This window comes from Paenibacillus arenosi, assembly GCF_014841135.1.
GTDB classification, from domain to species: Bacteria; Bacillota; Bacilli; order Paenibacillales; family Paenibacillaceae; genus Paenibacillus_B; species Paenibacillus_B arenosi.
In genome coordinates, this window is the sequence record NZ_JACYTN010000003.1 from 325,168 (window position 1) to 350,249 (window position 25,082).

At 44.5% G+C, this 25,082-nt stretch carries 20 protein-coding genes, 1 riboswitch and 1 other annotated feature; of the genes, 14 read left to right on the forward strand and 6 right to left on the reverse strand.

Going from position 1 to position 25,082, the window contains the following annotated elements:
* Positions 1 to 251: 251 nt before the first annotated feature.
* Complete coding sequence (locus IFO66_RS07390) at positions 252 to 932, forward strand: queuosine precursor transporter (RefSeq protein WP_028593903.1); 681 nt, start codon at positions 252 to 254, stop codon at positions 930 to 932.
* A 453-nt stretch (positions 933 to 1,385) separates the two neighbouring features.
* Here the strand turns inward: IFO66_RS07390 and IFO66_RS07395 are convergent, their stop codons facing one another.
* On the reverse strand, positions 1,386 to 1,619 hold the full coding sequence (locus IFO66_RS07395) for a DUF1272 domain-containing protein (RefSeq protein WP_192024510.1): 234 nt from the start codon (positions 1,617 to 1,619) through the stop codon (positions 1,386 to 1,388).
* 154 nt (positions 1,620 to 1,773) lie between these two features.
* On the opposite strand from IFO66_RS07395, the gene IFO66_RS07400 reads away from it, so the two are divergent.
* The gene (locus IFO66_RS07400) at positions 1,774 to 2,193 is read left to right on the forward strand and encodes an Lrp/AsnC family transcriptional regulator (protein WP_192024511.1); all 420 of its coding nucleotides are present in this window, start codon (positions 1,774 to 1,776) and stop codon (positions 2,191 to 2,193) included.
* Positions 2,194 to 2,346: 153 nt separating this feature from the next.
* On the opposite strand, the gene IFO66_RS07405 is transcribed toward IFO66_RS07400, so the two are convergent.
* Positions 2,347 to 3,102, reverse strand: a complete 756-nt coding sequence (locus tag IFO66_RS07405) for a ZIP family metal transporter (RefSeq protein ID WP_192024512.1) — start codon at positions 3,100 to 3,102, stop codon at positions 2,347 to 2,349.
* Between the two features lie 128 nt (positions 3,103 to 3,230).
* Entirely contained in the window at positions 3,231 to 3,734 is a 504-nt protein-coding gene (locus IFO66_RS07410; RefSeq protein ID WP_225445591.1) for a DUF1722 domain-containing protein, read from the reverse strand.
* Positions 3,735 to 3,931: 197 nt separating this feature from the next.
* Positions 3,932 to 4,047, forward strand: a riboswitch (TPP riboswitch).
* Positions 4,048 to 4,275: 228 nt separating this feature from the next.
* Here IFO66_RS07410 and IFO66_RS07415 point away from each other — a divergent pair.
* The 4 genes from IFO66_RS07415 to IFO66_RS07430 all read left to right on the forward strand — a co-directional run bounded on the left by IFO66_RS07415 (position 4,276) and on the right by IFO66_RS07430 (position 7,357).
* Positions 4,276 to 5,310: an ABC transporter substrate-binding protein gene (locus IFO66_RS07415; protein ID WP_192024514.1), complete on the forward strand. Its 1,035-nt coding sequence runs from the start codon at positions 4,276 to 4,278 to the stop codon at positions 5,308 to 5,310.
* A gap of 104 nt (positions 5,311 to 5,414) precedes the next feature.
* The gene (locus tag IFO66_RS07420; protein ID WP_192024515.1) at positions 5,415 to 5,705 is read left to right on the forward strand and encodes a thiamine-binding protein; all 291 of its coding nucleotides are present in this window, start codon (positions 5,415 to 5,417) and stop codon (positions 5,703 to 5,705) included.
* A complete protein-coding gene (locus IFO66_RS07425; protein WP_192024516.1) occupies positions 5,705 to 6,478 on the forward strand; it encodes an ABC transporter permease in 774 nt (257 codons plus the stop codon). The genes IFO66_RS07420 and IFO66_RS07425 overlap by 1 nt, the downstream gene beginning before the upstream one ends.
* A gap of 99 nt (positions 6,479 to 6,577) precedes the next feature.
* A complete protein-coding gene (locus IFO66_RS07430; RefSeq protein ID WP_192024680.1) occupies positions 6,578 to 7,357 on the forward strand; it encodes an ABC transporter ATP-binding protein in 780 nt (259 codons plus the stop codon).
* A 192-nt stretch (positions 7,358 to 7,549) separates the two neighbouring features.
* Here IFO66_RS07430 and IFO66_RS07435 read toward each other — a convergent pair whose 3' ends face one another.
* Positions 7,550 to 7,969, reverse strand: coding sequence for a hypothetical protein (locus IFO66_RS07435; RefSeq protein WP_192024517.1), 420 nt, complete (start codon positions 7,967 to 7,969; stop codon positions 7,550 to 7,552).
* A gap of 462 nt (positions 7,970 to 8,431) precedes the next feature.
* On the opposite strand from IFO66_RS07435, the gene IFO66_RS07440 reads away from it, so the two are divergent.
* Positions 8,432 to 9,982, forward strand: coding sequence for an MDR family MFS transporter (locus IFO66_RS07440; RefSeq protein WP_273015134.1), 1,551 nt, complete (start codon positions 8,432 to 8,434; stop codon positions 9,980 to 9,982).
* Positions 9,983 to 10,094: 112 nt separating this feature from the next.
* Here IFO66_RS07440 and IFO66_RS07445 read toward each other — a convergent pair whose 3' ends face one another.
* Positions 10,095 to 11,450 carry a Na+/H+ antiporter family protein gene (locus tag IFO66_RS07445; protein ID WP_192024518.1) on the reverse strand — a complete coding sequence of 452 codons (1,356 nt, stop codon included), beginning with the start codon at positions 11,448 to 11,450 and terminating at the stop codon, positions 10,095 to 10,097.
* A gap of 391 nt (positions 11,451 to 11,841) precedes the next feature.
* Between IFO66_RS07445 and IFO66_RS07450 the strand changes: the two genes are divergently transcribed.
* The 4 genes from IFO66_RS07450 (at position 11,842) to IFO66_RS07465 (ending at position 18,522) form a co-directional block, all read left to right on the forward strand.
* On the forward strand, positions 11,842 to 13,107 hold the full coding sequence (locus IFO66_RS07450; protein WP_192024519.1) for an MFS transporter: 1,266 nt from the start codon (positions 11,842 to 11,844) through the stop codon (positions 13,105 to 13,107).
* Between the two features lie 221 nt (positions 13,108 to 13,328).
* Positions 13,329 to 13,653, forward strand: a binding site (T-box leader).
* A 125-nt stretch (positions 13,654 to 13,778) separates the two neighbouring features.
* Complete coding sequence (gene ilvA, locus IFO66_RS07455; protein WP_192024520.1) at positions 13,779 to 15,032, forward strand: threonine ammonia-lyase IlvA; 1,254 nt, start codon at positions 13,779 to 13,781, stop codon at positions 15,030 to 15,032.
* Positions 15,033 to 15,124: 92 nt separating this feature from the next.
* A complete protein-coding gene (locus IFO66_RS07460; protein ID WP_192024521.1) occupies positions 15,125 to 16,795 on the forward strand; it encodes a glutamine--tRNA ligase/YqeY domain fusion protein in 1,671 nt (556 codons plus the stop codon).
* Positions 16,796 to 17,055: 260 nt separating this feature from the next.
* A complete protein-coding gene (locus tag IFO66_RS07465; protein ID WP_192024522.1) occupies positions 17,056 to 18,522 on the forward strand; it encodes a VanW family protein in 1,467 nt (488 codons plus the stop codon).
* Between the two features lie 137 nt (positions 18,523 to 18,659).
* On the opposite strand, the gene IFO66_RS07470 is transcribed toward IFO66_RS07465, so the two are convergent.
* A complete protein-coding gene (locus IFO66_RS07470; protein WP_225445569.1) occupies positions 18,660 to 19,541 on the reverse strand; it encodes a C40 family peptidase in 882 nt (293 codons plus the stop codon).
* Positions 19,542 to 19,998: 457 nt separating this feature from the next.
* Here IFO66_RS07470 and IFO66_RS07475 point away from each other — a divergent pair, with 457 nt between their 5' ends.
* The 3 genes from IFO66_RS07475 to IFO66_RS07485 all read left to right on the forward strand — a co-directional run bounded on the left by IFO66_RS07475 (position 19,999) and on the right by IFO66_RS07485 (position 25,081).
* Positions 19,999 to 21,897 (forward strand): sensor histidine kinase, encoded by a 1,899-nt coding sequence (locus IFO66_RS07475; RefSeq protein WP_192024523.1) that lies wholly within the window; start codon positions 19,999 to 20,001, stop codon positions 21,895 to 21,897.
* A gap of 32 nt (positions 21,898 to 21,929) precedes the next feature.
* Positions 21,930 to 23,513 (forward strand): response regulator transcription factor, encoded by a 1,584-nt coding sequence (locus tag IFO66_RS07480; protein WP_192024524.1) that lies wholly within the window; start codon positions 21,930 to 21,932, stop codon positions 23,511 to 23,513.
* A gap of 620 nt (positions 23,514 to 24,133) precedes the next feature.
* Positions 24,134 to 25,081 carry an ABC transporter permease gene (locus IFO66_RS07485; RefSeq protein ID WP_420488653.1) on the forward strand — a complete coding sequence of 316 codons (948 nt, stop codon included), beginning with the start codon at positions 24,134 to 24,136 and terminating at the stop codon, positions 25,079 to 25,081.
* Position 25,082: the final 1 nt, after the last annotated feature.

Below are 25,082 nucleotides of genomic sequence, written 5' to 3' on the forward strand. Positions count from 1 at the left end.
GCCTTTAGAAGACGTATTTTGCATCATATTGAGAGATCGATAACAATGTTCAAATTTTCATCACAATTCCAGAAATATACGCAAAATTAGAATCAAATTACTATGATATTTATCACAATTACAGCGGAAAACAAAAATTTATTGGCTCTCTATTTTAATTGTGATATAGTTACTCATTGTGCTCATACAATGTGCGATATGCACCGCGGTTCGTAACCATCCCGCGATATCAAAACTAGGAGGAATTCCTTATGTTTAATTTTTATTGGGGGATACTGTTCGTTCTCGTGAACTTTGTATTTTTCCTACTCTGTTACCGTCAGTTCGGTAAAGCTGGTATGTATGCATGGATCGGGGTTATGACTGTTCTTGCTAACATCCAAGTAACAAAGACGATTGAAATGTTTACAATCGTTATGACACTAGGCAATACGGCGAATGCCACCTTGTTCCTAACGACGGACTTGTTAAATGAGAAGTATGGACCGAAGGAAGCGCGCCGCGCTGTATGGTTTGGGTTCTTTACGCTTATTATGACAACAGTCCTGATGCAGCTTGTACTTGTGTTTGAACCACAAGGAGATTTGACGATGCAGCACGCGATGGAGTCGATCTTTGGATTGATGCCGCGTATCGCGATCGGAAGTTTGACGGCTTACTTTATTAGTCAGTTCTTAGATGTGAAGCTGTTCAGCATCATCAAGCAGAAGTTCGACAAGCCGAATCAACTGTGGATTCGCAGTAATGTAAGTACGGGATTAAGTCAATTGGCAGATTCGTTCGTTTTTTGCTTTATCGCGTTTGCATTTGTATTCCCATGGGATGTATGGTTCGAAATTTTCATTACAACGTATGTAATCAAACTAATCGTATCGATTGCATCGACACCGTTCCTGTACTGGGCACGCAACATTCGTACGCGTGAGTGGTAGAATGGTGTTGTGAAGATAAATAACAAAAGAAAATAAAAGAGCAATCTTACCCTATAGCGGATAAGATTGCTCAATGAACTAGAGGGCAGCTACTTGGCTGCCTTTTTATTTGTTAGTTGGGTCTGCTTGTTTTTAGTTTTCTTCCGCTATTTCCCCATCAGCTTATACGTCTTCCCTAACGGTTGCCATGGACGCTATATCCGTGTTATAGCACGCTATGGTAATGTAACGGTTGTAGGCGAGCTTATTTTAGTCAAATTGGGGAGTGAACGCGTTTTATCTAGCAATTAAGCACTGTGACAACCGTTACCATTCAAAGTACAGTCATATTAGCCTAAATAGGCTGCGTGGCAACCGTTAGCGCAATTTAATTGCCCCATTTACTTTAGGAATGCATATGGTTATTCAATAAGTATCCATCTATTTACACATTTGAGCATTTACACGACACACTCAGTATGGAAGCATCCCATATGCACTCCATCCGCTGCGATTTGCTGTTTTATGTGCTGACATTGCATGCCGAGGTCTCCGAACGAGCTCTCCGCTGCAGGTCGAACAAGTATGTTCCAGTACATCCGCACAAGACTCACAATACGTACATTCTTCAACACATATATAGGCTGCGCCGTTCTCTTGAATATGCTGGCTGCATCTTTTGCAATTTGTGATCATCTTTAGTGTCATTTTAAGTTCCCCCTCGAACATGTATTCGTTATACTAAAAGTATATGAATTACAGGAAAGAACTTACATAACATTTCGAAGGTGTTTCAGCCTCGAAACTAAATATTTTTAGCTCTATTTCGATCAAACCTAAAAAAATAAAGGAGAGCTTCAAGATGGATCATATTGATGAAAAAGTGCTGCGCATCCTCCAAGAGGACGGTCGTATTTCCATGACTAAGCTAGGTCAGATGGTTAATCTATCTACGCCAGCTGTTACGGAACGAGTGCGGAAGCTGGAGGGTTCTGGAGTAATTGAGGGATATCGGGCCATCGTCAATCCTGAGAAATTAAACAAAAGCTTTACCGGATTTATTTTATTCGAAACGAAAAAAATGCTCGCGTTCCAACAAGTTTGCCAACAGTCACCGATTGTTATGGAGTGCCACCGCGTTACGGGACAATATTGTTATATCGTTAAAATTGTGGCGGAGTCCATTCATGAGGTAGAGGCATTTATTGATGAGGTTTCAGAATATTCGGCATCTACGACGCTCATCAATTTTTCGTCTCCAGTGAAGTTCAAGGCAATCTAACCGTTCTGAGATTGTTTCTTATTATATGCATATGTTTCAGTAAGCTATCTAGGTATGCTGGAGTTCTACGTGGCTAATAGATGATAAAGAAAGACGAAGTTGTGAGTAATCACAGCCTCGTCTTTCTGCTTGTCGTATCCAATATATTCACCATTAAACCCACTGCGTTAGAGCGAGCATCGTAATAATACCTGCAACGAAGGAAATGGTAGCTGAACGTTGATGTCCATCGCCATGACTTTCGGGGATAAGCTCTTTATAAATAATAAACAGCATCGCACCAGCCGCAAAAGATAGGCCATAAGGAACGAGGTTGCTTACGATTGAACTTAAATAGTACCCGAGCAGTGCAGTAATAATTTCTACGCCGCCCGTTAATGCAGCTACTCCTAGCGCCTTCCAACGGTTCACATTTTGAGTAACGAGGAAGAGAGCAACTAGAAAACCTTCCGGTGCATTTTGCAAGCCGATGGAAAAGGCAATTAACGGGCCTAGCGCTTCACTTCCGCTTGCATAGCTGACCCCGACCGATAAGCCCTCAGGGAGATTGTGCAACGTAATCGCTGCAATAATAAGCATCGATTTGTGATCGATAGGAGCGTGAGCATGACCGCTACCACTGCCTAAAGCATGCTCCATTTTTTCAAGATCTACATGAGGTACGATGCCTTCTAACCACAATAAAGTTAAGCAGCCAAGCATTAACCCGAACGCAACGATCCATGTGTTGGATAAGCTTAATGCCTCTGGAATAAGGCTGAACATGGAAGCGGAGGTCATAATACCTGCCGTGTAAGCCAACAAAATATCACGCCAGCGATGGGTAACATTTTTCATAAATAAAATAGGAATCGCTCCGAGCCCCGTGGACATTGCGGAGACAGCACTTCCGATAAGTACATCTTGCATCGTTGAAATAACCCTCCTGTCTGTACATGAAGTCATACTGCATGTATATGGTTATAGGTAGAATTGATTTAACATAATATTAGCGATTGGACTGCTGCTCGATCATGCTCATGCATCTTATTGTGCTCTTACTTTTGAGCTTGCTGATGGTGCTCGGCTAATCGTGGCAGTCGAGTAAAGCTGCGAGCCATCGTTTGCTTGATATAAGCGACCTCGTATTTTGCAGCAAACTCTTGAATAAGGGACAACAGCGGCACTGCCGTATCGAATGCCTCTTGCTCGGAAGCTATTGACTGCCAATCCACTGCCTCGAATGCTTGCTGAAATGTGCTTCGTTCTTGTTCATGCACATGCTTACTCACATATCCCCACATATGCTCAATCGAAGTTCGAAGCCCTTTCATCGTGTAGGGAAGAACGTCAAGTGTATGGGATATGTTATGTATAGCTGCTTCATAATCGGCTGTAGTAGATGCATCGCGATAGCAAGCAGATATTTGCTTATAGGAAGCATACCCACGTGCCATTACATCATACTTGCTAACTGCCCAGAACTGCTCGGCTTGTTTCTTTATTCGTTTCAGAACCGACTGGTCGAAGCTTGTAGGCTCGTTATTGGTAGCATCATACATCACTCACTACATGTTCCTTTCATAAAGGTATGCACCACGTTATAACGATGAGATAGGTTAAAGTGAAGCCTGATCACCTATGACGATCAAAGTCCTAGTACTATCATAATAGCATGAGTCGAACTTTGTTGAAATATCTGGACAATCCCTATAGGGAAGTCTATAATTACGAGTTGTAAACGTTTGTTTACGAGTGACTATAGCACTCGGGGAGCTGGAATATGGCCGGCTGAGAATGTATCCCATGAAGATACCGACCCTTTTAACCTGATCTGGGTAATGCCAGCGTAGGAAACATTGATTCAGTGAATATGGGATAGGGCGTCATATTGCACGTCCTGAGACGACATCTAAGAGAATGACTTCCAAACATACGCGTGTCAGTTTGCACGATGACACCAGAGGCACATAGGAAATCATATGCACGATGGTTTGATCACCATACACTGAAATCCAATTACGCAGCGATGGCGTCCCGGAAGGGACGCCTTTTTTTGTTATCCATATTCAGAACTATTCACCTACTTAGGAGGTATATGAGATGCAATTTTCAAGTAAGCAGCGAGCAGTCGCCATTTTTCTAGTGTTCATGATGGGGCTGGCATTGGCGGCCTGTGGAGCAAAAGAGAAGCAAGTTTCAGAGTCAAATGGACAAGCTGGTGAGGCTGCCAAATTACGTGATGTGAAGATTGTGCTTGATTGGACGCCAAATACGAATCACACAGGTTTATATGTTGCGAAGGAGAAGGGCTACTATGAGCAGGAAGGATTGAATGTGGATATTATTCAATCCACAGCTGGGGACCCGAATACGCTAGTTGGTTCTGGTGAAGTTCAGTTCGGCATTTCTGTACAAGAGTCATTGACGCAAGCGCGTTCGCAAGGAGTGCCAATTGTGTCGCTAGCAGCGATTATTCAGCACAACACATCTGGATTTGCTGCGCGGCAATCCAAAGGGATCAAGTCACCAAAAGACTTTGAAGGCAAAAACTACGGTGGTTGGGGTTCTCCGGTAGAGGAAGCTATTTTGCGCACGGTAATGGAGCAAGCAGGTGCTGACTATGGCAAAGTGAAAAATGTAAATATCGGCGAGGCAGATTACTTTACAGCCGTGAAGCGTGATATTGACTTTGCTTGGGTGTTCTACGGTTGGACAGGGATTGAGGCTGAGCTGCGCGGCGAGCCGGTGAATATGCTCTATATGAATGAGTTTGCGAAAGAACTGGATTTCTATACGCCTGTCATTGCAACGAATGAGAAGTTGATTGCGGAAGATCCTGAGCTAGTAAAAGCCTTTATGAAGGCAACCGCGAAAGGCTATCAAGATGCGATGGAGAAGCCAGAAGAAGCGGCAGACTTGCTGCTTAAGGCTGTACCGGATTTGAATAAAGAGTTAGTACAGGCTAGTCAAAAATGGCTTGCTACCAAGTATCAAGACGATGCACCGCGTTGGGGTGAGCAGAAGCGCGAAGTGTGGGCTAACTATACAAAGTGGCTTGTGGACAACAAGCTGATGGAGAAGTCGATTGATGTGGACAAGGCATTTACGAATGATTTCTTGCCTAGTGCCAAGTAAGTGCGAGCGAAAGTTTGACGTAGTGATGATACAGTTGAATATATATTAAGCCTCATTGTTGAATAATAAGGCAACCTACCTTTATCTAGGAAAGGAAGATGAACATGGCAAACAGTTTAGTAAGTGTTCAAATTATCCCGAAAACACCAAATGGTGAGGACGTTATCCCGTATGTAGACCGTGCAATTGCTATTATTGAAGCATCAGGTGTGAAATATCAAGTGAACCCATTGGAGACGACCATGGAAGGGGAACTCTCCACATTGCTGCGTGTCATTGAACAAATGAGTGAAGCGATGGTCGAGATGGGCTGTGCGAGTGTGATGTCACAAGTGAAAATCGTGTACAATCCAAGCGGCATCAGTATGGATAAATTGACGGAGAAATACCGTTAATGCTGCGTCGGAAAATGGTACAAGTGGGACCGCCCTTAGTGGCGGTTCTTCTGCTCCTAATTGTATGGCAAGTTATCGTATCGGTGTTCGATATTGAAAAATGGATGCTTCCAAGCCCATCCGATATTGTACGAGAGGCGATAAATAATTGGGAATCGCTGCTAGGTCATACTTGGGCGACGCTTAAGCTGACACTGGTTGGCTTCGGGATTGGCTCAGCTATAGGGCTGCTGGTGGCGATGGTGCTGCACCCTATTCCGATTATAAGAAGAGCTGTCTATCCCTTGATTATTATTAGTCAAAATGTGCCGACGATCGCCTTGCTTCCACTGCTTATGATCTGGTTCGGATTTGGCTTGCTGCCTAAAATAATTGTAATCGCACTTGTTTGCTTCTTCCCGATTACCATTGCCACGATGGACGGGCTTTCCCGTACTGATCGCATGATGCTCAATTATATGAGAATGGCTGGGGCGAGCCGTATGCAGCTGTTTTGGAAGCTGGAGCTGCCGCATGCGCTGCCTTCGATGTTTTCTGGATTGAAAATTGCGGCTGCGTATAGTGTTATGAGTGCTCTTGTGGCGGAGTGGATCGGAACCGACAAAGGGATCGGCCACTATATGCTGCTGCAGCAAGCCGCGTATCGTACGGATCGTATGTTCGTTGCTATCGTCATCGTTGTGCTGCTGGGCGTCATATTGTTCCATGCCATTCAGTTTATTGAGCGTAAGCTTATTCATTGGCAAGGACAGCGTTCCACGGATGAAGAGTAGGAGGGAGCGATGAACATGCAGAATGAAGATAAGACGAAGTTCAATCCGAACTATGAGGGAGATGGGCAACAACAAGCGCAAGAACGACTACAACAACAGATGCAACAACGTGCTGCTGACAGCAGCTCTCCACTAGCTTTGCATATCGATCAGGTCGATATGTCGTTTAAAGGAGCAAAAGAGAGGGTGCAAGTGCTAGATGGCATCTCCTTATCCGTTCGAAAGGGTGAATTCGTATCCTTGCTAGGGCCTTCTGGTTCCGGTAAAAGTACGTTGTTTCACTTGATAGGGGGGCTGTTAAAGCCCGAAGCTGGTGATATTTCCATTCATGGCAAGTCGGTCGTAGGTGAAACAGGCCATGTCAGTTACATGCCCCAGCAGGCGGCGCTGTTCCCGTGGCGTACGATTGAGGACAATGTCATCCTCGGTCAAGAGATTGCGGGACGCGGGAAACGCGAGCTGCGAGCTGAGGCGCGCGAATGGCTGCGCAATGTCGGGCTCGAAGGCTATGAGCGGGCTTATCCGCATATGCTGTCCGGCGGCATGCAGCAGCGGGCGGCATTTCTGCGTGCGCTGCTTAGCCCGCATGAGCTGATGCTGCTCGATGAGCCTTTCAGCGCTTTAGACGCGCTAACGCGCAGCGATATGCAGCGTTGGCTTGTGGAGCTGTGGGAGCGTCATCGCCGCTCGGTGCTGTTTATTACACACAGCATCGAAGAGGCTTTGCTATTGTCCGACGCTATCTATGTATTAAGCGCGCGACCTGCTAGTGTAGTGCAGCGAATGGACGTACCTTTTGCACGTCCTCGTCGTGAAGAGCTGCTGAGTAACCCACAATTTTTACGCTTGAAGCAAGATGTTCAGGCGCTGCTTCGGTAGCGTGCGGGGAGCATGAATGCGTGTATAAGATACTAAATAAGTATGTAAGTACGCATGCAAGATATTGGTTGGTGGAAATCTATATAGCTATAGCGGAAAAAGCGTATTAGGGGACTACAGGGAGGGTTAAACCTCGGCTCGGTAGACAACCTAATACGCTTTTTTAATAGCTAGCTGCATCTAGTCCTTCATTTATCTTCCTGTTACTTCTTTTCGCTTAATGGTTAGTCGTACGACATCTTTCTTATCTGTTTTCGTCATTATAATGACAAAGTCGTCGTCCCCTTTGCTGGCATGAAATAATTTGTTCGGCTCAAACTCCTCCAAGCGCCAGCCCAGTGCTTGTAGTTCTTTTAAATAGTAATCAACAAAAGCTTTGTATTCGTATGCAATTAAATAGTTCAGGCGATCACCTGTAGACTCATCTTCTTTCACTTTTTCAGGAATGGGAATATACCCCCACTGTGAAAGTGTTACAAACGTAGGAGCGAGAAGCTCCTGCTTGCTGCCGTTGCCGCAGCCGATTAGGGCAATGCTTGTCACAAAGAGAAGTAAAAATAAGCCTGTATATAGGAAACGGTTACGACCGTATGTTTGTGCTGAGTTAAGCATGGGTACGTTTCTCCTTTGCTACGGAAATGAATGTAATGATGTAATCATGTACGGGTGTAACAGAATGCAACAGTTACGTAAGTGGAATCTTACTTGAAGAGCTGATCTGCGGTTCAATGTGTTTATCTGCATGCTACATAGTAAATAAACATGAATCTGCATTGTTAATCTGAGACAGGAGTGCTAACGGAAGGTTGTTGAAAATGAACAATAGAAGGTGCCAGAAGGTGAATTTACTTTATGGTATCATAAGAGCGTTTGTTACGCTGACTGGTGGTTCATTAACTATGGTATAGTTGTAGTGTTGTAAGAAATGATAACAGAAAATAAAAAAAATATCATGTCGCTATTGCTGCATCATTGCATACAGGGGAAGTTCGATGATTAGGGGTTTATTCACCATGGTGAAAAAGTGTGTAGTAGATCTATCGGCACAAAGGGTCGATAAATAAAGGGGGACAGATGAGAAATATGATAACGAGTCAACATCAAAATAAGCTCCCATTCGTCGTGGCCGGATTACTGCTCGGTATATTAATGTCTGCGATGGATAACACAATCGTCGCATCTGCGATGCCAACCATTCTTGCCGATATCGGCGGAGCAGGGGGCTGGGAGAAGTTTGTCTGGGTAACCTCGGCCTATATTGTTGCTACAATGGCGGGGATGCCTATCTTCGGTAAGCTTTCTGATATGTTTGGTCGTAAACGCTTTTACATATTTGGTCTATTGATGTTTTTGTTAGGCAGTATGCTGTGTGGAACAGCAAACAGCATCGAAATGTTGGCAGTATATCGTGTCATTCAAGGGATTGGCGGCGGCGCACTCGTACCCATTGCCTTCACGATTATTTTCGATATATTTCCACCAGAGAAACGTGGCAAAATGACAGGGCTGTTTGGTGCTGTATTTGGTACTTCTAGTGTGATGGGTCCGCTGCTTGGTGCTTATATTACAGACTTCTGGGGCTGGGAATGGATCTTCTATATTAATTTGCCGCTCGGTATCGTTTCGTTCTGGTTCATTATGCAGTTCTATAAGGAAACGTCACCGACGAAGAAGCAGCAGATCGATTGGGCGGGCGCATTTACGCTTATTATAGCAGTGGTCAGTCTCATGTTCGCGCTTGAGACTGGCGGCAAGACTTATGCGTGGAACTCCATACCGATTATTAGTTTGTTCGTCGTGTTTGCGGTGTTCTTGGCTCTATTTCTATGGATTGAGACAAAGGCAAAGGAACCGATTATTACGTTCTCACTGTTTAAACGAAGGCTATTTGCAACGAGCCAATGTATTGGCTTCTTGTATGGGATGATTTTCGTATTCGCTGTTGTGTATATTCCGATGTTTGTGCAAGGTGTATATGGGGGGACAGCTACGAATAGCGGTCTCATTTTAACACCGATGATGCTTGGTTCGGTTGTAACAAGTACAGCAGCGGGCATTCTCTTGTCCAGACTTAGATTCCGTTCACTTATGATCGTGTCGGGTATTTTGCTGGCAGCAGGAATTGGTCTGCTAAGTACACTATCGCCTGATACTCCTCGTACGTTGATGACGTTGTACATGGTACTTACGGGGATGGGAGTAGGGTTCTCGTTCTCGCTCATCAGTTTGGCTTCTGTTCATGGGATGGACTTTAATCAGCGTGGAACAGCAAATGCTACGCAGTCGTTCTTCCGTTCGCTTGGGATGACGCTTGGTATTACGGTTTTTGGAGCGGTACAGTCTGCGTTGTTCAATCGCAGCATCTCACAAGCGATGCCTAATCCAGAGGCGATGCGAGGAATCGATGCTCAAGTACTATTGGCAGAAGAAACGCGCAAGCAAATTCCGCCTGATGTGTATGATCAGTTGATTAACAGTTTGGCAGATTCGATTAGTGGTACGTTTGGCTGGATTCTCGTTCCGGTTGTCCTCGCACTTATTTCGATTGCGCTTATGGGTGGAGAACGCATCCAGGCCGAGAAGCCAGAGCGAGACAAGAGAGCTAAGGCATCTAATGTCGGCTAATGAGTATAGCTGTTAACATAAAAGTGCTGAGTTCTGAGAAGATTGTTCTTCTTGGAGCCCAGCACTTTTTATTTTGTATAAAAGATAATTGTCTTCTATTGTTCTTCCTGATCTACAGCACCATGGCAGCAATAAAGCCGAAGATGAGCAGTGGGATGTTGTAGTGCAAGAAAGTTGGCACACATGTATCCCAAATGTGATCGTGCTGTCCGTCGGCATTCAAGCCCGCTGTGGGACCGAGCGTACTGTCTGATGCAGGGGACCCTGCATCGCCAAGTGCTGCCGCGGTACCGATCAGCGAAATCGTAGCCAGCGGGCTGAAGCCCAACTCCATGCACAGCGGCACGAATACGGTCGCGATCAGCGGAATCGTTGAGAATGACGAGCCGATCCCCATCGTGACAAGCAGACCGATGAGCAGCATGAGTATGACTGCAATGGCGCGGCTATCGCCTACATAAGCAACGGATGTCTGAACTAGCGCATCAATGTCTCCAGTTGCGCGCAGGACGGCAGCTAAGCCGGCGGCAGACATCATGACGAAGCCGATGTATGACATCGAGCGCATGCCGTCTGTAAAGACGCGCTCTGCGCGCTGGCGCGTCATCAGGCGTGCTAACAGGAGCACGCCAAGCCCTGCTCCGGCTCCGGCAATCATTGAGCCGGTCGCCAACTGCGTGGCAAGCATCGCGGCAATGGACGCGATGCCTGCCACCGTGCGCCATCGAGCGCCTGGCAGCTGCGCTGCGCTCGAGTCGCGCTCGTCAACAGCAGCGACAGTAGCCTGGGCCGCTGCTGCTGACGTGTAGCTGCGCGGACGGCGGTAGGACACGCCGATCGCGACAAGCAGTCCGGCGAACATGCCTAACGCCGGAATCCACATCGCCTGCGGCAGCAAGCTGGCGTCTACAGCGAGACCGTTCTGCGTCATATTTTCCGCAACGATGTCATGAAAGATCGCCCCGAACCCGGCTGGTATTAGCATATAAGGCATAATCAAGCCGAACGTCAATGCAGATGCAACTGCGCGACGATCTACGCGCATCTCATTCCAGATGACCAACATCGGTGGGATGAGTATCGGAATGAAGGCGATATGAATCGGTACAACATTTTGCGATAGGCTGGCTATAAAAGCAACAGCGAGTAGCATTAGTACGATAATTGTCGTACGGCGCGAGCTACCATCTTGGGTAGAGCGTCCTAGCAGCTTACGCGCTCCATGAACCAATTGGGAGGGCAGACCTGTCTCGGTCAAGCCAGCGGCGAAAGCGCCAAGCAAAGCGTAGCTCACAGCGATGGTAGCACTATCAGCAAGGCCTGTCGTAAAGGTCTCGATGGTAGTAGCCCACGATAAGCCTCCTGCAATACCGCCAACAGCGGCTGCAACCAATAGAGCGAATACGACCTGAATTCGGAATAGGCTTATGATGAAAAGAACAGCTAATGATAATAGAACAGCATTCATAGAAAGTCACCCGTCTTGTAAGAGTATGAAGGTCATGTAAACATCCGTGTTTGAATACAGGATGATAGATACAGTTTCCATTTCATATAGAAATGAGCACGTGTCGTAAACTGATATAAGATTCAAGGATATGAAAATAAAATTGCAAATCGCGTTTGTTTGCTAATACATTACCACTTTACCAAGATGAAGTAAAGAGTGGATTATGATTCTATTTCATTACTATTCCTCGAATCACTCTTTTTTAACGCATATATTTCCTGATATATACACCCGATGTACGTCCAGAGATGTAGATAGAAACGATGCTATCGATGTATTGAAGTTCAACTATGTTATAGGTAAACTTATGATCTAATGTTGTTACAGGAAGTAGAGTGGGGGGACTCAAATGAATCAAGCAGCAACACCTTCTGCAGCTAGCTTGTTCAGTAATCGCTTCGTGCAGGCGATTATGCTAGCTGGCCTATTTATGCAATTGGGCATATGGATACGGAACTTTGCTGTTCTACTGTATGTCGTCGAGATGACCAACAATGACCCGATAGCGTTATCGCTCGTCTCGGTTGTGGAATTTGCACCTATCTTTATATTTTCTTTTATTGGTGGTGCTTTCGCAGATCGGTGGCGTCCGAAACGCACGATGATTTGGTGTGATGTATTAAGTGCAATATCTGTATTTGTGGTTCTGTTAACAATTATAAAAGGTTCATGGGAAGCCGTATTTTTCACAACGTTTGTCTCAGCCATTCTGTCACAGTTCTCACAGCCTTCATCTATGAAGCTGTTCAAGCTGCACGTACCTGAGGAGCTATTACAAGCAGGGATGTCTATCTTTCAGACGATGGTTGCTTTATTTATGGTCGCAGGGCCTGCAATTGGTACCATCATATATGAACAATATGGCATTCAAACTTCATTAATTATTACAGGATTCTTGTTTTTACTTTCAGCGGTTGCGTTGTTGTTCTTGCCAGCTGATCGTAAGGAAGAGAAGAAAGAAACGAACACATCGCTGCGTTATGAATTGGCGCAAGGGGCACGTTATGTGTGGAGAAGCTCCATTCTTAAGCCTTTGATGGCTTGCTTTGCGATGGCAGGATTGGCGATCGGCCTTATTCAACCGCTGGGTATTCTAGTCGTTACAGAGCAGCTGGGGCTTCCCAAAGGGCACTTGCAGTATTTACTCATGGTCAACGGGGGCGCGATGCTAATTGGCGGAGCGTTAGCAATGATGATGTCTAAGCGGCTCCAGCCACAGCATATGCTTGCAATCGGGATGGCGGTTAGTTCGATTGTGTTTGTCGTAATCGGCGTGTCCCATTTGTGGTGGCTAACCTTAACGGCACAATTTTTCAGTGGGCTTTTCCTACCAGCAATCCAGATCGGTATCAATACGTTGATTCTTAAAAATACAGAGTCCAGCTTTATCGGTCGAGTTAATGGTATTTTAAGTCCGATGTTTATGGGTGCGATGGTGATTACAATGTCCTTGGCTGGCGTTTTGAAGAGCATGCTGCCACTATCTTATATGTACAGCATATCATCTGTGCTCTTCATTATTGGCATATTGTCGATTATTTCTATTCTTCGTATGCGACAATCCGAGCAGTTGGAGGACGTAACAGAGCAGGCTGTCATTGCGAGTTCAAAGTAGCTGCCGATCGTAATGGTAATAAGCTAATTTCTTATAAAAATTGTCTACCCAAGGAAGACAATTTCCGCAAGGAACGATTGACTTTTTAACACCAGCGAGCACATAATAGGGATTAATAACTTGCAGGAAACAGGAATGAATTACCTTTCTAGTTGCGTGCAATTTATATCGGTTGTACGTGATAATCCTACAATAGTACAGTGATGAACTGTGCTAGAGATTTAATATGGTTGAAGAGACTAGGTGTGTCAGCGGGAAGTCTACAGAGAGCCGACGGTTGGTGTAAGTCGGTGACGGAAGCAGATACATATCCTCTCTGACATGCTGCGCTGAATGAGTCCTACTTGGAAAGGTAGACAGTAAGTGCAGACGGCAAATCCCTCGTTATCGGGATAGCGCTAGTGCGCAGCGGAGTGCCGCAGATTGGAATGGCAGCTTCATGTAGTGGAATTATGAATGTCCGGCTACCCGGAATTTAGATTCCTTATGTTGAAGTTGGCGATGTGCGGAACAAGGGTGGTACCACGAGATCAACTCGTCCCTTTTTAGGGGCGAGTTTTTTTGTACTCTTTTTTATAGGTTATGTACGTATACTATGCGGCAAACAACTAGGCATTTCAGATGTGATGGCAGACTTACACAGACATAGGATGGAGAAGGAGAGACAGAACATGACGACTACGACTGGCATGATGGAACATATCGTACGTGCCCATCACGTATTAAAAGAAGTAATTGTACGGACTCCGCTGCAGCACGATCCGATACTGTCCGCTCGATATGATTGCAATGTGTATTTGAAGCGTGAAGATTTGCAAATTGTACGCTCATTTAAAATTCGCGGAGCCTATAATAAAATTCGCCATCTCTCCCAGAGCGAGCTGGAGCGAGGCATCGTATGCGCGAGTGCGGGTAATCATGCGCAAGGGGTAGCTTATTCCTGCCAAGCATTGCAGATTCAAGGCACAATCGTGATGCCAAGTACGACACCAAGCCAAAAAGTAAGCCAAGTCAAGCGATTCGGTGGCTCTTATGTTACTGTTGTCTTGACTGGTGATACGTACGACGATGCCTATGAAAAGGCCATGAGCATTTGCAATGAGCAAGGTATGACTTTTATTCATCCTTTCGATGACACTCATATTGTTGCAGGCAATGGTACGGTCGGTATGGAAATTATGGAGTCGTTGGACGTGCCTGCTGATCTCGTATTCGTCACGATTGGCGGCGGTGGATTGGCTGCAGGTGTCGGTACTTATGTGAAGATGATTAGTCCAACTACTAAGGTTGTAGGTGTTGAACCGAAAGGTGCTGCCTCCATGACGGCATCGCTTGCTGAGAAGCATGTCGTTACACTGGATCAGATCGACAAGTTTGTCGATGGTGCAGCTGTAAAACGCGTTGGACAACTAAACTATGAAATTTGTGAAAAAGTACTGGACGATGTTATTCATGTGCCCGAAGGAAAAGTGTGTACAACGATATTGAAGCTGTATAACGAAAGTGCTATCGTCGTTGAACCAGCAGGTGCCTTGTCTATTGCTGCGCTTGATCTGTATAAGGATCAAATTAAAGGTAAAAACGTTGTCTGTGTCATTAGTGGTGGTAACAATGATATCGACCGTATGCAGGAGATTAAGGAGCGCTCGCTCATTTATGAAGGATTGAAGCATTACTTTACGATCAACTTCCCGCAGCGTGCAGGTGCATTGCGTGAGTTTCTGCAAAATGTACTAGGTCCAGATGATGATATTACACGCTTTGAGTATCATAAGAAGCACAATAAAGACAATGGAGCAGCTGTTGTTGGTATTGAATTGAAGCATGCGGATGATTATACCCAGCTTATTGATCGAATGAATAAGAAGGGGCTCGATTACGTTGAGCTGAACAAAAATCCGCTTCTGTTTGATTTGCTCGTATAAAAGGTTGGAAGTTATAACCCCCAGAGTTGAACTGATGGGGGTTTGACGTTATATTTATGTAACAAAGTTTTATTAGACAGAGAGGTTGATTTATGGTGGAAACTCCGAGCGCATCGAATTTTATACGCAATATTATCGTAAATGATTTGAAGGAAGGCAAAGTAGATAGCGTCGTTACTCGCTTCCCTCCTGAACCTAACGGTTATTTGCACATCGGTCATGCGAAGTCGATCTGCTTGAACTTTGAACTGGCTAAAGAGTTCAAAGGCCGTGTACATTTACGCTTTGACGATACGAATCCATTAAAAGAAGATACAGAATATGTAGAGTCCATTAAGGAAGATGTAAAATGGCTCGGATTTGACTGGGACGGACTATACTTTGCTTCCGATTACTTCGAGGAAATGTATGCACGTGCTGTTCTCCTTATTAAAAAGGGCAAAGCGTTCGTATGTGAATTGAATGCAGATGAAATGCGTGAAATGCGCGGTACATTGACGCAGCCAGGTAAGAACAGCCCTTATCGTGACCGTTCGGTAGAAGAAAATCTTGATCTGTTCGAACGCATGCGTAACGGTGAGTTTGGTAATGGTGAAAAAGTATTGCGCGCGAAGATTGATATGGCTTCACCAAATATCAATTTCCGTGATCCTGTTATTTATCGAATTGCACATGCAACACACCACAATACAGGTGATGCTTGGTGCATTTATCCGATGTATGCATTCGCTCATCCATTGGAAGACGCAATTGAGAGTGTAACGCACTCGATCTGTACGCTGGAGTTCGAAGATCAACGTCCGTTCTATGACTGGGTCGTTGCTGAAACAGAAATGGTGAGTACGCCACATCAGTATGAGTTTGCTCGTTTGAACATTACGAATACGGTAATGAGTAAGCGTAAGTTGAAGCAACTTGTTGATGAAGGTGTCGCTGATGGTTGGGATGATCCGCGTATGCCTACCATTTCAGGCTTGCGTCGTCGCGGCTTCACACCAGAATCGATCCGCAACTTCTGTCGTGAGATCGGTGTAACGAAGTCTGACAGTACGGTTGATTCTAAGTACTTGGATCACTTCATTCGTGAAGACCTGAAGCTGAAAGCGCCTCGTACAATGGGTATTTTAAAACCATTAAAGGTGGTTATTACCAACTACCCAGAAGGTCAAGTGGAATGGCTGGATGCGGAAGTAAACCCTGAAGTTCCAGAAATGGGGATGCGCCAAATTCCATTCTCTCGTGAAATTTACATCGAGCAGGATGACTTTATGGAGAACCCGCCAGTGAAATATTTCCGCTTGTTCCCTGGCAATGAAGTGCGTTTGAAGCATGCTTACTTCATTAAGTGTAACGATTTCATTAAAGATGAGAATGGCAACGTTACAGAAATCCACTGTACGTATGATGTAGAGACGAAGTCAGGTAGTGGATTTACAGGTCGTAAAGTAAAAGGAACGATCCACTGGGTGGAAGCGACGCATGCTGTACCAGCGGAGTTCCGTTTGTACGAGCCGCTCATTCTTGATGAAACAGAAGAAGAAGCAACGGAAGAGACAACATTCCTTGACCGAATCAATCCGAATTCAATGGTTGTTGATCAAGGCTTCATAGAACCGAATTTGAAGGATATTCAGCCGCATGACAAGCTGCAATTTTTCCGTCACGGCTACTTCAACGCTGATCCGAAGCATACGAAGGACGGCAAGATCGTATTTAACTTGATCGTATCGTTGAAGAGTTCCTTCCAACTGCCGAAGAACTAAATATAAAGTTTGCTGAGGAGCCTTTTCTTTCTACTTTTATGGTGGAGGAAAAGGCTTTTTTACGTGTTGGGGCTTGTACTGTATTTCTTGCTGTTGTGGTGCATTTCAGCAAAAGATTCATAAATACGACGACTTCTGTATACTTTTAGGGGGAAGGAAGGCACGATAAGAGAAGGAAATTATCAAAACGTAAACTCGTTGTAACCCTTCTGTTTGGATATTCCGTTATAGTGGTAAGCGCAAAGGAGGATTGAGACTGCATGAATGAACATAAGGAACCGTTGGACAGGGATTCTCAGAAACCGCATGATCCTGTAAACTCAAACCAACCTTCATCCTCTTGGTACAGCCGCTTCTTTGGTTGGGTCAAACCCCATAAACGAAAGATTGCTGCTGCGTTTGGCATGATTTCGATTGTAATTATAGGTTTAGGAACTTACTTCGCGATGCATCTGGACGAAGCTCCGCTTCCACATGGATATCGCGTGATGGGCATAGATGCAGGTGGATTACAGCCTGCTGAAGTAATGGTGAGAATGAACGAACACATTGCTACGTTTGAGGGGATGACCGTTCAATTTGTACCAGACCGTACGGATCAAAGATTGGAACCTTTAACAGAGCAGACCTTTACACTAAAAGAGCTTGGCTTCACATTTGGCAACGAAGAAGCTGTTAATCAGTTGCAGCAATGGGAAGAGGGAAACATCGCACATAAATGGAAACTTGGTCGTGAATTAGCTGAGGAAAGCTTGGATATAGAAACTAGCTTTCATGTCGATCAGATGACGGCAGCTGTACGCAAGTCGTTCGGGACCACGATTGATCGTAAGCCCAAAAATGCACAAGCCCAATACATAACACCTTTTAAAGTTAAGTATGAACAAGAAGTAGATGGATGGGAACTGGATGAAGATAAGTTAGAGCAATCACTTATTCAGCTTGTGACTAAGTTGAAATCCCATCCCGATGTTAGACAGCCGATGACTGTACGGATGCCGCTTGTTACGATACCAGCGGATGTGACTGTCAAAACATTGAAGACACGTAAGCCCGATGCGCTGCTTGGTGAGTACACAACGGTGATTGCGAACCGTGGAGAAGGCCATGCTCATAACGTACGTGCAAGTGCGAAGGCATTGCATGGCGTCGTTGTGAGCCCGAATCATCAAATTCGCTACAGTGACATCGTCAAGAAGACAGAGGAGCAATACGGGCTGATGATAGCCCCTGTCATAGAAAATGGTCGCATGGTAGATGGAATTGGCGGAGGGATATGCCAAACGTCTACGACGATGTATAATGCAGGTCTACTAGCGGGTATGGGGGTCGTCGAGCGTAATTCACACTCGCTTCCTGTTCCCTACGTGCCACTCGGAAGAGATGCTACGTATTCAACGGGTGGTCCTGATCTTGTGATGTCTAATGAAACGAGTGGGGACATCGTATGGACGACGCAAGTGGAGGGCGATCGTTTAAAGGTACAAGTGTACGGTCAACAGCTTCCTGGTATTACGTATGATGTCATAACTGAGCAGCGCACTAGCCCTGTCTTGAAGATTAGCAATCAGATTACGGATAAAATAGCACCGGAACAGTCGAGAATTATCGTTGATTCGTATCGCATAAAGAAACGGAACGGCGTTGTCGTTTACAAAGAGAGGCTGCCTCAATCTACATATAAGCTGCACCAAGAAGAAAATGTTGAGGAAAAAGAACGGTATTGATTTATTGTGATACAGTGTAAAAAATGAAGAGTGTAGGCATAGAAAAAAAAGGGTTGCCCTGTCAACGAGTGTGACGTGTGGGCAACCCTTATTCATTATGGACATTTAGAATTTGGAAAATAGCTTCTTATTAAATTTTATAGAACGCGCTTCGCTCCAACATAAGTCTTGCTAGACCAGCTGGAACCAAGGCTAGACACCGTAACACCCTTCACTTTCCCGGAGGAAGCGTGAATGTATTGGTTATCTCCAAGGTATATACCAATATGCGTAATACGTGAACCACTCGAAGAGAAGAATACCAGATCTCCTTTTTGAGGGTTTTTAACGGCTGTACCCGCATTTTTGTAAATATCATGTGCTGTACGTGGAAGCTCTACATTGTGCTTGCCAAATACGTAATTCAAGAAGCCAGAGCAGTCAAATCCAGCTGGAGTTGTTCCACCCCAAACGTATGGTACGCCTAGGTAGCTGTAAGCTGTATTAATAACAGCATCTGCTTTGCTCAAGTCTTGCTTGCTGGATTGAATGGAAACTTCCTTCTTGTAGCGATCTACAGATGGAAGAGTCTTTAAATATTTCGAATCCCAAGTGAACGTTACACCCATTTCATCTACGAAGAAACGCAAAGGAATGTACGTTGTATTTTTATATAACCAAGGCTTATCCGACATCTTAACCGATTTTCCGTTTACTTTCACTGTAGCGGAATCTGTGCGGAATTCAACTGTCGCATCAGCGCTTTTGACGATAATTTTCATATGATTGCTGTTAATGTTAGATGTAGACATTGTCCATCCCATTTTGTTCACGAAATCGCGAAGTGGAACGTACATCGTCTCTCCATCTTCCAACACAGGTACTGTATTTGTAAAGGTAAGTTGTTGACCGTTAATTGTAATTGAAGCTTTTTTGTCTCCGTCATAGGCGTAAGCTTTCGTTCCGAGCGCGCCATCCGTAAAGAGCATGCATCCGAAGACCGCTCCCGCTAGGAGAACTGTCTTTATTGCCGTTTTCAAATCATCGCCTCCTGTAAGTAACTACATAAGTATTTGGAATTTCATATTAAGCTGCCGTAACCTATAAATCCGATATCACTAATTCGTGAATGTATGTAAACAGCATCAGTTATGACAGTTTCTTAATACATGGATTATTGTCTTACAAAATTGTAACCATGTCAAACGGTTAGCTGTATAAAATGATCACCCACATTATGGATAATGCTTGTATTGCCTGCTGTATTGGGATATTAAGGGGGAGAGGTAAAGATTACAAAAAGGTAATAAAGAGGATTTGGGTAACGTTTTTAGATGGTTTTTTTGCAAATCATATGGCATTCCTCATTTGTTATATACATATATATCATTTATATTAATACTAGAAAGGCAAGCGATAGTCATAATCGTATGCGCTTACATTTCGAAGTAATGCCACTTATCGTATCGAGTGTACGGGGAAAAGAGGCTTTGTTTGATGCTGAAAAGAATTTACCAGACTCATTTTAAACGCAGGCTATTTAATAAATTAATTGTCGTATACTCTTGTATTGCCCTTATATCGTTGGTAACTTTATCTCTCTTTACCTATCAATTCTTTGTTCGAAAAGATATGAGCTCTATGCTGCTAGAACAGCAGCGTTCGGTTGACGCGATGAATCGCTATTTTGATCAGAAGTACGAAACTTCGCAGCTGCTTATACAGCAGCTTTATCAAGACAACGTTCTAATAAGAGATACCGTATACTTTTTGGAAAATGGCTATGAGTCCTACTTACGTTATCGATTAGATACGTACAGCGAGAGCAATAGCTTCTTTGTGCGGGATTTTCACACGTTCTATGCGAATCAATTTTGGAAAGACTCTGATCTGAAAAATATTGTCCTAGTAAGCCCAAGACAAGGGTTTGCTTTTATGTATAGCGATAACGGTGTTTTCCGCAAAGTGTATCCGTGGGAAGTTACTCCGGATCCTCAATTTCTCCGAGATCGTTATCCATTGCAAGGCAATGAATCAAAGGTACCAAATCTAGATGGAGCGGAAGATGTAACGAAGGATATCGATAACTCCAATGCATCCCAGCGCAGCGAGGAGGCAACGAAGCAGGCCTTAGTGGAGATGGACAAGGAACCATCTGCGCTTCCTTATTTTACGGTAACCAATCGTATCAACAATCCAGATACATTGACGACATCTGGTGAGATTATGATCGACTTCGGCATCGATGGCATTCGCCACAGATTGGTAGATGCTCAGCAGCTTGATTCCGTTATCGTTTTGAATGAGCAGGATCAAATCATTTATTTCAATAATAAGAAAATGGCGACCGCCTATGAGCATAATCGAGCTGAGCTGTTGGCAATGAAGCGCAATCAACCGTTGAAGCTGAAGTTGGATGGCATCGGTGAAACGTATGTGACTTTATCGCAAACGAATAAGTTGGGGATGACAGTCGTTTCTATGCTTCCATCGTATGAGGTGACGGATCGGTTGGCTGGTGTACGAACAACAATCGGTGTTGTAACGGTATTGTGTGTAATCTTGGTCGTTGGCATCGCTTATGTAACCGTGATTCGTATTTCTAGACGCACGCAAGTTATCGTGAAAGCGATGAAGCAAGTACCTGCGGGCAAGCTGGACACACGTATTAATTTTCAGCAGGAAGATGAGTTGTCTGATATTGCACATAGTTTCAATCATATGGTGAACGACTTATCGGATTATATTAATCGTGTCTATAAGTCGGAATTGAAACAGAAGCATGCTGAGCTTGTGGCATTACAATCACAGATTAAGCCTCACTTCTTATATAACACGCTCGAAGTGATCCGTATGCGTGCTGTAGCGAAAGGTGCACATGATGTGGGTGATATGATTTACAACTTAGCTTCCATTTTCCGTCATATGGTTAAGGACAAGACGCATATTACACTGCAAGAAGAAATAGAGAACTGCAAGCGCTATTTGGAGCTAACGCGTATTCGCTATCGCGATAAGCTGCAATACACGATTGAGATGGATGCTGGTATCGGTGGCTATCAGGTAATGAAGCTGTCGGTACAGCCCATGATCGAGAACTACCTCGTTCATGGCTTGGGATTGGAGCGGACAGACAATCATGTATGGATACATGTGCTGCGTGAAGAAGATGAACTCATTATCCGTATTCGTGACAATGGTTCGGGTATTCCGCCTGAGCGCTTGCAGCAACTGCAAGATGAATTAAGCAGCGATGATTTGCAGGACCATGGCTCTTTAGGCATTAAAAATGTCCATAACCGTCTTCGAATTTTGTACGGCGATGGGGCAGGAATAGAGATCGACAGTATTTATCAAGAAGGTACAACCGTAACAATACGCATTCCAATAGGCTAGTAACGCACGCATCTGATGTGGAGGGATACGACATGTTTGAAGTATTTCTAGTAGACGATGAGCCATTCATCATAGAAGGGCTGCAAAGCATTTTAGAATGGAACGATTATGGCTTAACGATTGTAGGCCAGGCTGAAAATGGGGAAGCGGCTTGGCAGGCTTTACAGGAGAGGCCAGTGGATTTGGTTGTGACGGATATTATGATGCCGAAAATGACAGGGCTGCAACTCATCGAGCGTATGAAGACTACGCATCCCCATACACGTTTCATTATTTTGAGCGGCTACAATGAATTCGGTTATGTGAAGGAAGGCATTAAGCTTGGGGTAGAGAACTATTTGCTGAAGCCGATTAACCTAGAGGAATTCCGCTCTACCTTGGAGACAACTGTACAGAAGATGGAGCAGTCGCGCTCTAGCCAGTTGGTTGAGCAGCATAATCGTGATATTTTGCGTGAAAACGTATTGTATCGTTGGGTACGAGATCAGATTCATATGGAGGAGCTGCAGCAGCGAGCGGACATGCTAAATTTACAATTTAAGCATGCGTATTATTGGACGGTACTCGTTCGCATGGAAGGTGAGATCGCCCTCGATAGGCAACAGGCCCAGCAAGAACAGTTGTGGCGTATTGCAAATGACTATATTCGCTCGTACGAATACAGCTTTATTGTGCGTGAATGGGACGGCGAAGTTGTGTTTGTATTCGGAATAGGAGATACACAGTCCGATAAAGAACAACTGCTAGGATCGCTGCGTCATTGGAAGCAGGAGACGGAACAAAAGCTGGACGGCATCACTCTACAGATGACAACAGGCAGTATTCAGGCGGGCTATACGAAAGCAGCGCAAAGCTATGCTCATGCGAAGCAGATTCAGCCCTACCATCTTGTGCGGATGGACGAAAATATTTTGGATTACGAGGAAGCGATGCGCTACCGTTCCTCAAGGCCAGCCTCTTTGCAGCCTGACGTTGAGTCCTATGTGCGGTTGTTGTACGCCAAAAATAGGGAGCAACTGCATGAGCAATTGGAGCAGGACTTCCTCCACCTTACAGAAACAGATGGGGCAGAGCCGCGTGATGTGCGCAATTTTGCTGTTGAGCTGTTAATGGTATGGAAGCAGTCTATTAAGGAGACAGCTGTTCAGCTTCCTGTTAAGGATATTGATTGGTTTAGTGAAGTCTATCGCTTGCATTCGCTAGATGCGATAAGAGAACATGTGGAGAAAATAGCGGACCATCTGATCGACTTACTTACACAGCCGCAAGATATGTCTCCGGTTATCAAACAGGTGCTGCAGCATATGGAGGAGCGCTATGCGGAAGAGCTGTCGTTGAAGACGCTAAGCCAGGTGTACAACATTAATCCTGTATATTTGGGACAACTGTTCCAGAAAGAAATGAACGGTACGTTCTCTGATCATTTGAACAAGACACGTATTAAAAATGCGAAGCGCCTATTAGTAGAGACGCACTATCGCATGACCGAAATTGCTGAGAAAGTGGGCTATTGGGATAAAAGTTATTTTTACAAACAGTTTAAAAAGTATGTGGGTACTTCACCTAAAGAGTATCGGGAAATACGAAGCGGTGTGGATCAAGAACTCCGTTCTTAATAGTAAGGTATCGAATGGAACGCGTTCTTACATGGAAGGATATTGGACGTTGCCTATTCTAACGGTCACTAATGACGTTATTTTAGTTAAATTGGGTGTAGTAGAATTTTAACGGTCGTCAGAGCGCCTATTCTAGCAAAATGGTGAATAGCTTCGCTCTGTGTGGCAAATAAGCTCTCTGACATCCCTTACATTTCAAAATAAGCAAATATAGGCTGATTAGCCTCTGTGGCGACCGTTAGTGAAATTATGATGTACATGTGCTTGGAGCATCTTCTTTATTTCGCACTATTCGCTATCCGTCCCTTCTTATTGTTAGGTTGCCGAATACTCAGGTAATAAAAATCCCTCATTGAAGGGTAAGAAATCGACTTACAGACATGATTGCATTTTGAATATTATGATAATCAACAGGCATGCTCCACTTTTGAATATTTGGATAATCAACAACCGTGATAACAGGCTTACTAAGCTATATGTATGAAGGGTATTCCTCATTTGGTGTCCTAATTATAGCCAATGTAAGCCCTTTCTTTATTTTGTACACCAAATCTAAAGTTTGTTGACTATAGAAAATACCCCAGATCCGTTACGCTTAATTTACATTAAAGCAACGGGGGATGAATCGGATGCAAACGATTATGAACAGCTTAAAGAACCTCTATCGCAACCGGATCTTTCTTCTCATGGTACTCCCGGGAGCACTATGGTTCTTGTTCTTCTCCTACCTGCCGATGCTCGGAACTGTTATCGCTTTCAAAGACTATCGAATTCATCGAGATGGATTCTTTGCTGGCTTGATGCAGAGTGAATGGGTAGGCTTCGAGAACTTCGAATATTTGTTCAGTACGAATGATGCTTTCTTAATTACTAGGAACACGATTTTGTATAACTTTGTGTTTATCATTTTAGGTTTGGTATGTTCCGTCGCAATGGCTATCATCCTAAGCGAGATTGTGAACAAGCGCCTAGCAAAGGTCTATCAAACAGGTATGTTCTTGCCGCACTTCTTGTCTTGGGTTATCGTTAGCTACTTTACATTCAGTTTCCTGAGTGTAGACAAAGGGGTTATGAACCAAATTCTTGCTTGGTTCGGTGCGGATCCTATTTCATGGTACTCCGAGACGAAGTATTGGCCTTACATTCTGACCTTTATGAACATATGGAAAGGCGTCGGTTACTCCAGCGTTGTTTACTTAGCAGCGATTGTTGGTATCGATAAAACGTATTATGAAGCTGCGATGATTGACGGAGCGAGCAAATGGCAGCAAATTCGCCATATCACGCTTCCATCTATTACACCATTAATTACGATTTTGACGCTGCTTGCGATTGGTCGTATTTTCTACGCAGACTTCGGTTTGTTCTATCAAATACCGCGGAACTCTGGTCCGCTGTATCCGGTTACGAACGTTATCGATACGTACGTCTATCGTGGATTGAAGGCGACAGGGGAAATTACGATGAGTACGGCAGCAGGTCTATATCAGTCGTTCATCGGCTTCATTCTCGTCATCACATCAAACTGGATCGTACGAAAATCCAACAAAGACAACGCGTTGTTCTAAC